The organism is Streptomyces sp. CRN 30, assembly GCF_034105845.1.
Window position 1 is genome coordinate 35894 of record NZ_JAVRHI010000515.1, and the last position, 13141, is coordinate 49034.

13 protein-coding genes are annotated in these 13141 nt (G+C 71.3%); 3 read left to right on the forward strand and 10 right to left on the reverse strand.

The window, feature by feature from the left end:
* Positions 1-190: 190 nt before the first annotated feature.
* The 4 genes from UW392_RS60240 to UW392_RS60255 are packed head-to-tail and all read right to left on the reverse strand — an operon-like array spanning position 191 to position 4758.
* Positions 191-1411 carry a ketosynthase chain-length factor gene (locus UW392_RS60240; protein WP_320783990.1) on the reverse strand — a complete coding sequence of 407 codons (1221 nt, stop codon included), beginning with the start codon at positions 1409-1411 and terminating at the stop codon, positions 191-193.
* Between the two features lie 4 nt (positions 1412-1415).
* Positions 1416-2690 (reverse strand): beta-ketoacyl-[acyl-carrier-protein] synthase family protein, encoded by a 1275-nt coding sequence (locus tag UW392_RS60245; RefSeq protein ID WP_320783991.1) that lies wholly within the window; start codon positions 2688-2690, stop codon positions 1416-1418.
* Entirely contained in the window at positions 2687-3130 is a 444-nt protein-coding gene (locus tag UW392_RS60250) for a cupin domain-containing protein (protein ID WP_320783992.1), read from the reverse strand. The genes UW392_RS60245 and UW392_RS60250 overlap by 4 nt, the downstream gene beginning before the upstream one ends.
* A gap of 56 nt (positions 3131-3186) precedes the next feature.
* Positions 3187-4758 (reverse strand): acyl-CoA carboxylase subunit beta, encoded by a 1572-nt coding sequence (locus tag UW392_RS60255; protein ID WP_414497594.1) that lies wholly within the window; start codon positions 4756-4758, stop codon positions 3187-3189.
* 281 nt (positions 4759-5039) lie between these two features.
* Between UW392_RS60255 and UW392_RS60260 the strand changes: the two genes are divergently transcribed.
* The 3 genes from UW392_RS60260 to UW392_RS60270 all read left to right on the forward strand — a co-directional run bounded on the left by UW392_RS60260 (position 5040) and on the right by UW392_RS60270 (position 7858).
* Positions 5040-5669: a cupin domain-containing protein gene (locus UW392_RS60260; protein ID WP_320783993.1), complete on the forward strand. Its 630-nt coding sequence runs from the start codon at positions 5040-5042 to the stop codon at positions 5667-5669.
* Positions 5670-5672: 3 nt separating this feature from the next.
* Positions 5673-6962, forward strand: coding sequence for a cation:proton antiporter (locus UW392_RS60265; protein WP_320783994.1), 1290 nt, complete (start codon positions 5673-5675; stop codon positions 6960-6962).
* A gap of 137 nt (positions 6963-7099) precedes the next feature.
* Positions 7100-7858: an SDR family oxidoreductase gene (locus UW392_RS60270; protein ID WP_320783995.1), complete on the forward strand. Its 759-nt coding sequence runs from the start codon at positions 7100-7102 to the stop codon at positions 7856-7858.
* A 66-nt stretch (positions 7859-7924) separates the two neighbouring features.
* Here UW392_RS60270 and UW392_RS60275 read toward each other — a convergent pair whose 3' ends face one another.
* The 6 genes from UW392_RS60275 to UW392_RS60300 form a co-directional block, all read right to left on the reverse strand.
* The gene (locus tag UW392_RS60275) at positions 7925-8590 is read right to left on the reverse strand and encodes a response regulator transcription factor (RefSeq protein ID WP_320783996.1); all 666 of its coding nucleotides are present in this window, start codon (positions 8588-8590) and stop codon (positions 7925-7927) included.
* A gap of 73 nt (positions 8591-8663) precedes the next feature.
* Positions 8664-9770, reverse strand: a complete 1107-nt coding sequence (locus UW392_RS60280; protein ID WP_320783997.1) for an LLM class flavin-dependent oxidoreductase — start codon at positions 9768-9770, stop codon at positions 8664-8666.
* Between the two features lie 142 nt (positions 9771-9912).
* Positions 9913-10563, reverse strand: a complete 651-nt coding sequence (locus UW392_RS60285) for a hemerythrin domain-containing protein (protein WP_320783998.1) — start codon at positions 10561-10563, stop codon at positions 9913-9915.
* A 114-nt stretch (positions 10564-10677) separates the two neighbouring features.
* Positions 10678-11727: a methyltransferase gene (locus UW392_RS60290; RefSeq protein WP_320783999.1), complete on the reverse strand. Its 1050-nt coding sequence runs from the start codon at positions 11725-11727 to the stop codon at positions 10678-10680.
* A gap of 23 nt (positions 11728-11750) precedes the next feature.
* Complete coding sequence (locus tag UW392_RS60295; protein ID WP_320784000.1) at positions 11751-12536, reverse strand: AfsR/SARP family transcriptional regulator; 786 nt, start codon at positions 12534-12536, stop codon at positions 11751-11753.
* Positions 12537-12569: 33 nt separating this feature from the next.
* On the reverse strand, positions 12570-13085 hold the full coding sequence (locus UW392_RS60300) for a flavin reductase family protein (RefSeq protein ID WP_320784001.1): 516 nt from the start codon (positions 13083-13085) through the stop codon (positions 12570-12572).
* Positions 13086-13141: the final 56 nt, after the last annotated feature.

Below are 13141 nucleotides of genomic sequence, written 5' to 3' on the forward strand. Positions count from 1 at the left end.
GCGACTCGAAGGTGACGGCGGGGTCGACGAGGTCCGCGGCGGTGATCCCGGCGCCGGAGGCGCGGTTGATCAGCTCGGCGTACTCGTCCAGGGTGATCACGGAGGTGGTCACGTCAGTGCCTTCCTGTTGGAAATGCCCGACCGGGGCGGTCCGAACGCCCGGCCGGAGCGGTGGGGAGAGTCGCCCGCCCTAGCAGGCCTTGACGACGACTGCTGCGTTGAAGCCCTCGAAACCGCGGGCCAGGACGAGCGCGGTGCGCACGGGGGTCTGGCGCGTCTCACGGACAAGGTCCAGGCCGATGCCGGGGGCGAGTTCGGTGACGGTGGGGGTGCCCGGGACGACGGAGTCCCGGATGGACAGCAGCGCCATCGCCACGTCCAGCGGCGCCCCGCCCGCGTGCAACCGGCCGACCAGGCACTTGGGCACCGTCACCGGCACCCGCCCCGCACCGAACACGGCGTTGATCGCGTCCGCCTCCGCACGGTCCGCCTCGGGCACACCGAGCCCGTCGGCGAAGACCACGTCGACATCGGCGGGGTCGACCCGGGCGTCGGCGAGGGCCGCCACGACGGCGCGCCGCAGCCCGGGTTCGCGGCCCGAGCCGGGACGCGGGTCGAAGGTCGCCGCGTAGCCGGCGAGCACCCCGTAGCCGCGCTCCGCGTCCCGGGCGCGCAGGGTGTCCTCGGCCTCGACGATGAAGATCGCCCCGCCCTCGCCCGCCACGTAACCGTCCGCCCCGGCGTCGAAGGGACGGTAGGCGCGCACCGGGTCCCGGCTGCCGGTCATCAGACCGGCCGAGGTGTGGCAGGCCAGGGCGTACGGGCCGAGCGGCGCGTCGGTGCCGCCGCTCACCACCACCGACGCGTCGTCGCGCAGGGCGCGGCGCGCCTGCCCCAGGGCGTCCAGACCGCCGGCCTGCTCGCCCACCAGGACCCCGCAGGCGCCCTTCATCCCGTGCCGGATGGAGATCTGCCCGGTGGTCGCCGCGTAGAACCAGGCGATGGACTGGTAGGGGCCCACGAAGCGCGAGCCCTTGTCCCAGAGCTTCTCGATCTCCCGCTGCCCGAACTCGTTGCCGCCCGAGGAGGTCGCGGTGATCACGGACATCTCGTACTCGTCGAGCCGCTCCGGTTCGATGCCCGCGTCCTCCAGCGCACGCCCGGCCGCGACCAGGCCGAACTGCGTCCACCGGTCCGTCTGGACCATCAGCCGGCCGTCGACCGTCTCGCGCGGCGCGAAGTCGGCGACCTCGCCCGCCACGTGGACCGGATAGCCGGAGGCGTCGAAGGAGCGGACCGGGCCGATCCCGCTGACGCCGTCGAGGGTCGCGTCCCAGAACTCCTTGGTCGTCGACCCGTTGGGAGCGATCACTGACACACCACTGAACACGGTGCGACGGTTCCTGGTCATGCCGTCACTTCCTGGTTCCGAGTCCGGGCCTGGCCAGCAGCATCGCCGACTGGAAGCCGCCGAATCCGCTGCCCACGCTCAGCACGATGTCGTTGACGTGTCCGCGCGCGGTCAGCGGCACGTAGTCGAGGTCGAGCGCCGGGTCCTGCTCGCGCAGGTTGGCGGTGGGCGGCACGACGTCGTGCTCGATCGCCAGCGCGCAGGCGGCGGCCTCCAGGGCCCCGATGGCGCCCAGCGAGTGCCCGATCATCGACTTGATCGAGCTGACGGGGACGTCGTACACCGACTTGCCCAGGGACCTCTTCAGCGCGGCCGTCTCGTGACGGTCGTTCTGCGCGGTGCCCGAACCGTGCGCGTTGACATGGCTGATCATGTCGGGGGTGATGCCGGCCCGTCGCATGGCGACCTCGATGGCCTCCGCCATGTCGAGCCCGTCCGGCTTCAGACCGGTCATGTGGAAGGCGTTGCTGCGCTGCGCGAAGCCGATGATGTCGGCGTAGGCGCGGGCGCCGCGCCGGGCCGCGTGCTCCCTGCTCTCCAGCACCAGGACGGCCGAGCCCTCACCGAGCACGAACCCGTCGCGGTCCTTGTGGAAGGGGCGCGAGGCGTGCGCCGCGTCGTCGTTGTTGCGCGACGTCGCGCCGATGGCGTCGAAGCAGGCGACGGTGATCGGGGAGATCGGCGCGTCCGTCGCGCCGGCGATCACCACGTCCGCCGAGCCCTCCGAGATCAGCTGGACGCCGTGCGCGACCGCGTCCAGACCGGAGGTGCAGCCCGTGGACACCACCGTCGAGGGGCCCTCGGCGTCCGCCGCCCAGGCCACCTCGACCGCCAGGGTGCTCGGTACCAGCGCGCGGTAGAGGTGCTCGGTGGCCAGCTCGGGAGCGACCTCCCAGTGCTTGCCGCGCTCGCTGACCACCACGTACTCGTCCTCGAGGCGGGTGGTGCAGCCGACCGCGCTGCCGATGCTGACCCCGGTGCGCTCCGGGCCCGCGTCCCCGGGGCCGAGCCCCGCGTCCGCGAGCGCCTCCCGCGCCGCGACCACCGCGAACTGGGCGGCGCGGTCCATGCGCGCGACCTCGTCCGGGGTGAGGCCCGACGCCGTGGGGTCGAAGTCGACCTCCGCCGCGATACGGGACCGGAACCCGGTCGCGTCGAACAGGGTGATGCCCCGGGTGGCGGTACGGCCCGCCGTCAGCAGGTCCCAGTAGGCGTCCCGGCCGACGGCACCGGGCGCGACCACGCCGATGCCGGTGACAAGGGCTCCCCAGTCGCTCATCGAGGCTCCCCCGCGGGGGCCAGACCCGGGAACGGCAGCTCCTCGGTGTCCACGTGGCCGAGGTCGGGGCGGGGGGCGAGCGGGCCCAGGTGGTAGACGAGCTCGGCCGGCACGTCGCCGCGGTTCTCCAGCCGGTGGCGGACCTCGATCGGCACCAGGATGCCTTCCTGGGCACCGACCTCGGTCTCCTGACCGTCCAGGCGGATGACGACCGCCCCGGAGAGCACGTACACGAACTCCTCCGAGTACGGGTGGTAGTGCTCGCTGATGTACTCGCCGGGCTCCAGCCGGGCATGGCCCATGAAGCCGCTGGTGGCACCCACGTTGCCGGGACCGAGCAGGGTGCGCAGGGCGCCGCCCCGGTGCTTGTTGACCGGGACCTCGTCGAACGCGACCTTGCGGGGCGCGGTACGCGGCTCTCCGGTGATCTCGTGCCTCATGGGAACTCTCTCCTTGTGGATGTGAGCGGATTGCGGGGTCCGGGCGGAGCGTCCGGTCACAGCGGTGAGTTGCCGTGCTTGCGCTTGGGCAGGTCCACGCGCTTGGAGCGGAGCATCAGCAGCCCCTGGTGGATCGCCGACCGGGTGTCACGGGGATCGATGACGTCGTCGACCAGGCCGCGCTCCGCCCCGTAGTAGGGGTGCATCAGCGTGCGCCGGTACTCCTCGACCAGCTCGCCCCGGGTCCGGTGCGGGTCCTCGGCCGCCGAGATGGCCCGGCGGTGGATGACGTTGGTGGCGGCCTCCGCGCCCATGACCGCCACCTCGTTGGAGGGCCAGGCGAAGGAGAGGTCGGTGCCGATGGACCGCGAGTCCATGACGATGTACGCGCCGCCGTACGCCTTGCGCATCAGGACCTGCACGCGGGGCACCGTCGCCTCGCAGTACGCGTACAGCAGCTTGGCCCCGTTGCGGATGATGGCGTTGTGCTCCTGGTCGACGCCGGGCAGGAAGCCGGGGACGTCCACCAGGGACACCAGCGGGATGTTGAACGAGTCGCAGAACCGGATGAACCGGGCCGCCTTCTGCGAGGCGTCTATGTCCAGCACACCGGCGAGGACCAGCGGCTGGTTGGCGACCAGACCGACGGACTGCCCGCCGATCCGGGCGAGGCCGATGACGATGTTGCCCGCCCACGCCTCCTGCAACTCCAGGAACTCACCGTGGTCGACGATCTCCTCGATGACCCGGCGCACGTCGTAGGGCTGGTTGGGGGAGCTGGGCACGAGGTCGAGGAGGGCGTCGCAGGACCGGTCGACGGGGTCGTCGGCGGGCACCTCCGGCGGCAGCTCCCGGTTGTTCTGCGGCAGGAACGACAGCAGCCAGCGCAGGGTGTCGAACGCGTCGTCCTCGTCGTCGTGGACGGTCGTCGCCTGACCGGAGCGGGCGTGCACCTCCGCGCCGCCGAGCCCCTCGAAGTCGATCTCCTCGCCGGTGACGGCCTTGATCACGTCCGGCCCGGTCACGTACATGCTCGCCGTCCCGCGCGTCATCAGCACGAAGTCGGTGAGCGCGGGGGAGTAGGCGGCGCCGCCAGCGCAGGGGCCGAGCATGACGCTGATCTGCGGGATCACCCCGGAGGACCGGACGTTGCGGCGGAAGATGCCGCCGTAGCCGGCCAGGGCCATGACGCCCTCCTGGATGCGGGCACCGGCACCGTCGTTGAGGCCGATCAGCGGGGCGCCCGCGCTCTCCGCGAGGTCCATCACCTTGTGGATCTTGGCGGCGTGGGCCTCCCCGAGGGAACCGCCGAAGATCCCGAAGTCGTGCGCGTAGACGAAGACCCGGCGGCCCTCGACCGTGCCCCAGCCGGTGATCACACCGTCCGTGTAGGGGCGCTTGGCGTCCATGCCGAAGTCGGTCGCGCGGTGTCTGCGCAACATCTCCAGCTCGTTGAAGGACCCCGCGTCGAGGAGGCGGGCGATCCGCTCCCGCGCGGTCGACTTGCCGAGCCGGTGCTGCCGCTGTGCGGACTCCTCGTCGAGCCCCTCCACCACGCGCTGTCTGATGACGGCGAGTTCCGCCGTCCGGTCCGCCAGCCCCTCGGCCGGCAGCTCCTCGGCCGGCAGCCCCTGCGGGGCGGCCGGCGCCGGGCGCACCTCCTTGACGGCGGTGCCATGCCGTTCCACCTCCGACACGCCACTCACGCTCCCTCCAGCCGATGTGCTCACGCGTGTCCGGCCACGGTCGGCCGGCACTCGTCGGAGTCTGCTGCGGCCGCGAAAAGTTCCTGTGAGGCGAACGCAAAGCCGGACCGGGTCCCCGCTGCTTATCCGGCGCTTTACCGGGAGCCGCAACGGCGGTTCCGATACTCGACGCATCCATACGGCCCCGGAGAAAGGGACGGACTGTGACGGCTACGCGTGGACGCGTCGTCCAACTGGACGGCGTCAAGCCCATCAGATGGGCCGGCGAGACGGGGCGCTGGCTGCTCCGCGGTGAGGACACCGGCGGCCTCTACTCGTTCTTCGAGGTGACGACCCCGCCCGGCGGCGGCCCGCCGCTCCACATCCACGAGGACGTCGACGAGTCCTTCTACGTGGTCGAGGGCGAGTACGAGATCGAGCTGGACGGCGAGAAGCACAAGGCGCCGGCCGGCAGCCTGGTGTACGGACCGCGCGGTGTCGGGCACGCCTTCGTGAACACCTGGAACCGCCCGAGCAAGATGCTGTGCGTCGCCACCCCGGGCGGCGTGGAGAACTGGTTCGAGGAGCTGGGCTCGCTGATCGACGGGCAGGGCCCGCCGGACTGGGAGAAGATGCAGGCCCTCGCCACCAAGCACCACATCGTGGGCTTCCGCCCGAAGCGGGGGCCGATGGCGGCCGGCCATGGCGGGCCTGGTGGGCCTGGTGGGGCTGGTGGGCCGGGTGGCCCCGCTGGCTCCGGTGGTCCCGGTGGTACCCCCGGCCCCGGTGGTCCCGCCGGGCACGGTGGTCCCGGTGGTGCCGGTGGTGCCGGGGCGCGCGGCGGGCGGGGCTAGCGGGTGGCTCAGGACCCGGCCACCGTGCTCGCCGAGACGGTCGCGGGGGTGTCGGTCATCCTGGTGGCGGGGTCCGTGCTCGTACCGCTGCTGCGGCGGCTGCGCCAGCCGCCGGTGATCGCCGAGATCCTCGCGGGCATCGCCCTCGGCCCCAGCCTGCTCGGCCTGCTCCCGGGGGACCTGCCCGCCCTGCTGTTCCCGCCCGAGGCGCGCGCGGGTCTGTCGGCCGTCTCCCAGATCGGCATCCTGCTCTTCATGTTCCTGATCGGGTGGGAGATCGACCTGCGGCAGATCCGCAGCCACAAGAACGCCGTGCTCGGCATCTCCCTCTCGGCGATCGCCGTCCCCTTCGGCACCGGCGTGGCCCTCGCGGTCTGGCTGTACGGCAACCACGACACCGTGGCCGGGCACCCCGTGGGACAGACACCCTTCGTGCTCTTCGTCGGCACCGCGATGGCCATCACCGCCTTCCCGGTGCTGGCCAGGATCATCCTCGAACACCGGCTCCAGCACACCCGTGTCGGCACCCTCGCCCTGGCCAGTGCCGCCGTGGGCGACGCCCTCGCCTGGTGCATGCTGGCGTTCGTCTCGGTGATCGCCGTGGCCGGCGACTCCGGTCACGTCTGGACGGTGCTCGGCGGCACCCTGGTGTACGCCGTCGTCCTGGTCGCGGTCGTGCGCCCGCTGCTGCACCGGCTGGTCCGGGCGATGACACGCGGCGACGTCGTCTCACCGCGGCTGCTCCCGCTGATCGCGGCCGGCGCCCTCGGGTGCGCGTTCGTCACCCATCGGATCGGACTCGACGCGATCTTCGGGGCGTTCACCTTCGGACTGGTCATGCCCCGGGGCTCGGTGAAGCTGCTGAAGTCCGCGGTGAGCGTGCCGTTCGAGCACGTCACCACCCTGCTGATGCCGATCTTCTTCATCACCACCGGCCTCGCCGTCGACGTCACCCGGCTCGGCGGCGCCGGGGCCCTGGAGCTGGTCGCGATCGTCTCCGTCGCCTGCTTCGGCAAGCTGGCCGGCGCCACCGGGGCGGCCCGCGTCGCCGGACTGACCTGGAAGGACTCCTCGGTCATCGGGGTCCTGATGAACACCAGGGGACTCACCGAACTGATCATCCTGAACGCCGGGGTGAGCATGGGCGTCCTGGACGACCGCATGTTCACCATGATGGTGCTGATGGCGCTCGTCACCACGGCCCTGGCCGGCCCGCTCGTCCCCCGCAAGTCCTACGCCCGCGGCGACGCCGATCTGCCGCTGCCCGAGGCGGTGCTGCCCGGGACCAAGTGACACCGGCGCGAGGCCCGTCACGGTACCCGCCGCGACGGGCCTCGCCCGCACCGGTCCCCGCGCCCCGCCGTATCCGCCCGCCTTCCCTCCCAGGCCCGTTGGAGACCGAGATGTCCTATCCCTACAGAAATGCCCTCGTGACCGGAGCGTCGAGCGGGATCGGCGCGGAGTTCGCCGTGCGGCTGGCCCGCGCGGGTGCCGACCTGACCCTGGTGGCCCGCCGCGAGGACCGCCTCAAGCAGCTGGCCGCCGACCTGGCCGAGGCCCACGGGGTGCGGGTGGACGTCCTCGCCCTCGACCTCGGCGACGAGGCCGGTCTGGAGACGGCGTGCGCGCGGCTGGCCGAGACGGGCGACCACGCGGTCGACCTGCTCGTCAACTGCGCCGGCTACGGCTCGACCGGGTACTTCCGCGAGCTGTCCCTGGAGCGCGAGACCCACCAGATCCGGGTCAACCTGCTGGCGCCGGTCGCGCTCACGCACGCCGCCCTGGACCGGATGAGCGGCCGGGGACACGGCGGCATCCTCAACGTCTCCTCCATCGTCTCCGGGCTGCCGATGCCCAAGTCGGCCGTGTACGGGGCCTCCAAGGCGTTCCTCGGCTCGTTCGGGGAGAGCCTGTACATGGAGGCGCGCCGCAGCGGCGTCCACGTCACCACCGTACGCACCGGCCTGGTCCGCACGGAGTTCCACGACGCGGCGGGACTCGACACCGCGGGGCTGCCCAAGATGGCCTGGCTGACACCGGAGCAGGTCGTGGCGCCGGCCCTGAAGGCCGTCGCCAAGGGCCGCGCGTTCGTCACCCCCGGCGCCATGAACCGTATGCAGCCCTACTTCCTGGCGGCCACCCCGCGGCCGCTGCTCCAGGCGGTGGTGCGGCGCATGTACCGCGTGTGACGGACGCGGTGGCGCGCGCGGCGGCGGCCCCGGCACCTGGTGTGCCGGGGCCGCCGCGCGTACCGCTCACTTCTGACGGGCCAGGGAGGCCGCCGCCCGCGCGCCGGCGACAACGGTGTCGTCGAGGTCGACAAGGCCCAGTTCGAGAGCGAAGATGACCAGGCACAGCCGGTTGCGCAGCCCCAGTTTCCGCATCAGGCGCTGGACGTGGGAGCGCACGGTGTTCACGCTCACCCAGAGCAGGTCCGCGATCTCGGTGTTGTCCCGGCCGCTGCCGATGAGGGCGAGGACCTCGCGTTCCCGCTCGGACATGACGCTGAGCGTGGCGCGGGCGTCCCGGTTGACCGTCCACTCGAAGGCGAGGTTGCCGGTGCTGAGCTGGTCGCAGTGGAGGACCTCCTCCGCCATGACGGTGCAGCCCTGCGTCACCAGGAGCGCCGCGTCGGCCAGTTCCCGGTCCGGGGCGGTGCTCAGGGCGATGCCGCGGGCCCCGAACCACATGGCCCCGGACAGCTCCCTGAACGGCTCGTCCGCGACGAAGAGCGTCGGCGCGTGCGGAGCCGACGGGTGCGACGTGTACCGGTGCGCCAGCATCATGCTGTCCCGGTCGACGGCGGCCACCACCAGCTCCACCTCCGGCAGCGGTTCCCGGTCGTGCGGCCGTACGACGAACCCGTCGAGTCCGGCGAACCGCTCCTCCAGGGCGCGGCGTCTGACTTCGTCACTTCCCATGATGCGCACGGATATCAATGACTCCCCCTGATCATCGACGACTGCTCGGCCCCGAGCCGGGCCGCGGGCCCCGTTACCTCCTCACCGTCCGCCGCACACCTGCCTTCTCCAGCCGCGGCAGGACCTCGGCGGAGAAGTACTCAAGTTCGCCAAGATAGTCGACAAACGACAGCGCGAGGCCGGAAACGCCGGCTTCGGCGAACTGGACGATGCTGTCAGCTATTTCATCCGGTGTGCCGACCAGCGGGAATCCACCGTGCCCCGCCGCGAAGCGCGGGCGGAACATCGCTATTTGCTCCTGGCTAAACGACTGGGCGTTGATTCCCTGGCCGCTCATCACCGTGTCCACACCGGCCCAGTCGGCGTTCTCGTCCGCGTAGTGACGCAGGTATTCCTCGGCCTCGCGGTGCGTGGGACGGCACACCACGTACGCGTTCGACAGGACCCCGACCCGGCGGCCGCCGGCGCGGGCCGCCGCCTCCTCGACGCTGTCCACCAGCGCGGCGCCCCGCCGCGGATCGAAGGTGGCGGTCAGCAGGAAGTCGGCGTTGCGGGTGGCGAAGGAGCGGCCCGCCGGGGACACGGCCGCGTTGATGACCGGCAGCCGCCCGGCGACGGGCCGGGGGCTCGTGTGCAGCCCGCGCAGCCCCGGGAAGAAGGTGCCGTCGTGGTCGAAGGGCTCCTCGCTGCTCCAGAGCCGGCTCACCACGTCCCACCACTCCTGCGCGTGCGCGTAGCGCTGGTCGGGGCTGCCCGGCAGGTCGAGCCCGAACGCCTCGTACTCCGCCCGGTACCAGCCGGCGACGATGTTCAGCCCGGCCCGGCCGCCGCCGATCCGGTCCAGGGTGGCCAGCTGCTTGGCGGCGACCACGGGCGGCAGCAGCGCGCTGTGCACCGTGGCGAAGACGGAGATGTGCTCGGTGGCCGCGAGCAGGCCGGCGGCCCAGGTGACCGTCTCCAGGACGCTGTCGTGGAAGGCCGTCCCCTCCCAGCCGATCCAGCGGCCCACGGGGAGCAGGAAGTCGATGCCCGACCGGTCCGCGAGCCGCGCCAGCCGGAGGTTCTCCTCCCAGCTGCCCGACCAGCGTTCGGGGACCGTGGTGATGGCCAGGCCGGATGATGCGTTGGGCGCGAACAGCCCCAGCTTGAAACCGCTCTCTACGGACATCGCGTGTGCCATGGAACCCTCTCCGGGTGCTCGATGCTCGGAAGCCCCTCCAGGGGCCCGGGGGAGCCGTGGAAGGGCATATTCACCGTGGCAGACGGCGATTAAGGCGCCGTAAGAGCTGTGCAGTGCCGAGCGGAGAGGGGTGCCGCGGCGGTCAGCCGGACCAGGTGTTCCGTGCGCGGTAGGCGGGGGCCCAGAGGGTCTTCATGGCCATCCGCATCGGCGCGGGCATGAACTCCCGTACCCGGCGCAGGTTCTCCTCGGACGCCTCGTCGAGCAGCCAGGGGAACAGTTCGGCGGCCCCGGCCGGGCCGAGACTCTCGCGCTGTACGGCGGTGAACTCCTTCCACTGCGCGGCGGTGAGCGCCTCCTCGATGTACGGCAGGCCCTCCGTCTCCTCGTGCTCCAGGTGCGACTCCAGGCACGCGGCGAGCGCGGCGACCGCCCCCTCGGCCCGGTCCGCCGGGGCGAGCGGATCGGCGAGCACGGCGTCCACCCGGGCAAGGAGCGGATCGAGCAGCTCGTGCTCGGCCTCCAGGTCCCGGAGCGTGGCGAGGGTGCCGGGGCGGTGGGCGAGGCCCGCGGCCATCCGGGGCCACAGGTCCCGGTCCTCGCCCTCGTGGTGGATGTGCAGCTGCGCCTTGAAGATCTGCCAGCCCGTCGCGACCCGCTCGCGGGCCAGCGGGTCGCCGCCGGGCCCCCGGCCGGCCGCGGCCCGCTCAAGGCGTCGCAGATCGCGGCGGAAGGCGTCGTGGCTGACCAGCATGATGGTGAGGTCGACGTGGCTCTTGGTGCTCCTGGCCATCCTTGCTCTCCGTTTCGTTTCCCGTCGCGGGTTCCCGTCGTACCGGTGGGCGGTGGCATGCCGATGGGCGGCCGGGAAGGGGAGGCCGGCCGCCCATCGGGTCCACGGAACGGGTCAGGCGCGCTTGCGCCCCACCACGGCCGTCCCGTGCGCGGGGAGCCGCAGCACCTCCTCGACCTCCAGACCGGCCTCCTCCATCCAGCCCCGGCACTCCGCCGGCGTGTACTCGTTGCCGGCGGGGGACTGCATCATCATCGTGAGGCTCATCAGGAGGGTGTCGGCGTCCCGGCGGTCGTCGTCGATCATCGGGTCGTAGACGATGACGGCGCCACCGGCCGGGACGCGCGCGGCGGCCTGGGCGATCAGGCCCTTGCGGGTGGCCACCGGGGTGTCGTGCAGGACGTTGCCGAAGATGACGACGTCCGCGCCGGGGATCTCGTCGTGGTAGAAGTCACCGCCGTGGAACGTCATCCGGTCGAGCACCCCGCGCTCGTCGGCCAGCTCCTCCAGGAACGGCTTCATCACCGGGCGGTCGAAGACCCCGCCGCGCAGGTGCGGGTGGGCCTGGAGCAGCGTGCCGGCGAGGTTGCCGCGGGCGCCGCCGATGTCCACGAACGACGTGTGCCGCGACCAGTCGTAGACCCGGGCCAGCTCCGGGCCGATCGCGCTGTTGAGGCTGTCCATGGCGCTGAGGAACTGGCGCAGCCGCTCCGGGTCGCGGAAGATCTGCGCGAAGGGCACCTTCTGCGCGTCCTGGCCGTGGGCGTCACCGGTGCGCAGCATGTTGGCCAGCGACTCCGGGTCGGCGCCCAGGAAACCCGACGTCATCCGCAGGAAGCCGCCGACGTAGCCCTGCTGGCCGGGGATCAGGTTGCGGGCGGCGGCGGGGCCGTTGGCGTAGACCCCGGCGGCGTCGCGGGAGAGCAGCCCGAGCGCGGTCAGCGAATCGAGGAAGTCGGGCACCCCGCGTTCGTTCAGACCCAGGCGCTCCGTTATCTGCGCCGCCGTGCCCTGCTCCTTGCTGAGCGCCTCGAACACACCCATGTCCATGGCCGTCATGAGCAGCTTGCTGCGCATGAACGACCAGCCGATCAGCATGATGTCGAACGCGTCGTCCAGAGGGGCGCCAGGGGTCGCCGACACGGTCTTTTCCGACGTGGTCATGGAAATTTCCTTTCGATTCACGGTTAGGCCGTCCACATGCCGACGTTTTCCAGGGCCGCCCGGTCGGAGTCCAGAACGATCCGGTGCACGAGGCGGAGATCGTCACCCGGCTCGATCCCGAGCTCGTCCACGAGGCACTGCCGTGTGGACCGGTACACCTGCAGGGCCTCGCCACTGCGTCCCGACAGGAACAGGGCGACCATCAGCAGCGCGTGCAGACGCTCGTTGTAGGGGTTGGCCGCGACCAGCTCCCGCAGCCGGGCGATGGCTTCGCCGCGCCGCCGGCCGAGCCGCACCTCCAGGGAGATACGGCCCTCCTCGACGCCGATCCACGACTCCTCCAGGCGGGACGCGGCGCTCTGCACCAGCATTCCCTCGCGCAGCCCCACCAGGGGGGCGCCGCGCCACAGTTTCGACGCCTTGGAGAAATGCTGGAGCGCCGATTCCGCGTCGTGGTTCTCCAGGGCGACCATGGCCAGTTCGCGATGCCGGTCGAATTCGACGATGTCGAGCATTCCGTCGCCGATGGAAAGATAGTAACCCGGAGGTTCACCGATGAGGAAGAGATCTCCGCCGGCGCTGCTGCTGTGCAGCATTTTCCGGAGCTGCGAGACATATACGCGCAGCGCCTGGAGTGCCGTGCGGGGCGGGCCCTGCGGCCAGAGCTCGTCGATGAGGGATTCGATGGAGAGAACCCGGTGGTGATTGACCAGAAGGGCCGCGAGAAGTGCCCGGAGCTTATGTGCCTGTGGGGTGAGTATTCGATCCCCGTCGTGCACTTGCAATTGTCCCAGAAGCTTGAAACGCACGTTGACGAATCCCCCGTTGCGGATCGGCGGCGACTATTGGTACGGCTGCAGCTTGTGCATGGCTCCGGCGAAGAATCCGAGCGGTCGCCCGTCGCGTCGCAGCAGACCGGTGTCGATGACCCGGCCCACGACGATCACGTGGTCGCCGCCGGGGATCTGCTGCGCCACCTCACAGGTGACGTACGCCAGGGAGTTGGTGAGCACAGGGCTGCCGCCCAGGCCCGGCAGGGAGTTGACCTTGAGGAACCGGTCGACTCCGGAGGCGAAGAGGCCGGCGATGCCGCGCTGCTCCTCGGACAGGATGTTCACGGTGAACGACGAGCCGACGTCGAGGGCGGCCCGGAACGACGACCGGTCGTGCAGGCAGAACAGGACCAGCGGGGGGTCGAGCGACAGGGACGTGAACGAGTTCACGGTGACTCCGAAAAGCTCTCCGGAGTAATTCGCCGTAATGACCGTCACGCCGGTCGCGAAACGCCCGAATATCGCGCGTAGCTGCCGCTGGTCGATAATGCCGTCCACTTCGGGCGCGGTGGCTTGCTGTGCCATCGGGGCTTCTCTTCCTGCTTCATATCGAGAGGCGTATGTCGAGAGGCGTATTGAAT

Bases quoted from the DNA above. Each gene is read 5' to 3' on its own strand.
- UW392_RS60250 (WP_320783992.1), bottom strand. From the start codon at position 3,130: ATGAGGCACGAGATCACCGGAGAGCCGCGTACCGCGCCCCGCAAGGTC.
- UW392_RS60240 (WP_320783990.1), bottom strand. From the start codon at position 1,411: ATGACCAGGAACCGTCGCACCGTGTTCAGTGGTGTGTCAGTGATCGCT.
- UW392_RS60275 (WP_320783996.1), bottom strand. From the start codon at position 8,590: ATGGGAAGTGACGAAGTCAGACGCCGCGCCCTGGAGGAGCGGTTCGCC.
- UW392_RS60300 (WP_320784001.1), bottom strand. From the start codon at position 13,085: ATGGCACAGCAAGCCACCGCGCCCGAAGTGGACGGCATTATCGACCAG.
- UW392_RS60285 (WP_320783998.1), bottom strand. From the start codon at position 10,563: ATGGCCAGGAGCACCAAGAGCCACGTCGACCTCACCATCATGCTGGTC.
- UW392_RS60280 (WP_320783997.1), bottom strand. From the start codon at position 9,770: ATGGCACACGCGATGTCCGTAGAGAGCGGTTTCAAGCTGGGGCTGTTC.
- UW392_RS60245 (WP_320783991.1), bottom strand. From the start codon at position 2,690: ATGAGCGACTGGGGAGCCCTTGTCACCGGCATCGGCGTGGTCGCGCCC.
- UW392_RS60290 (WP_320783999.1), bottom strand. From the start codon at position 11,727: ATGACCACGTCGGAAAAGACCGTGTCGGCGACCCCTGGCGCCCCTCTG.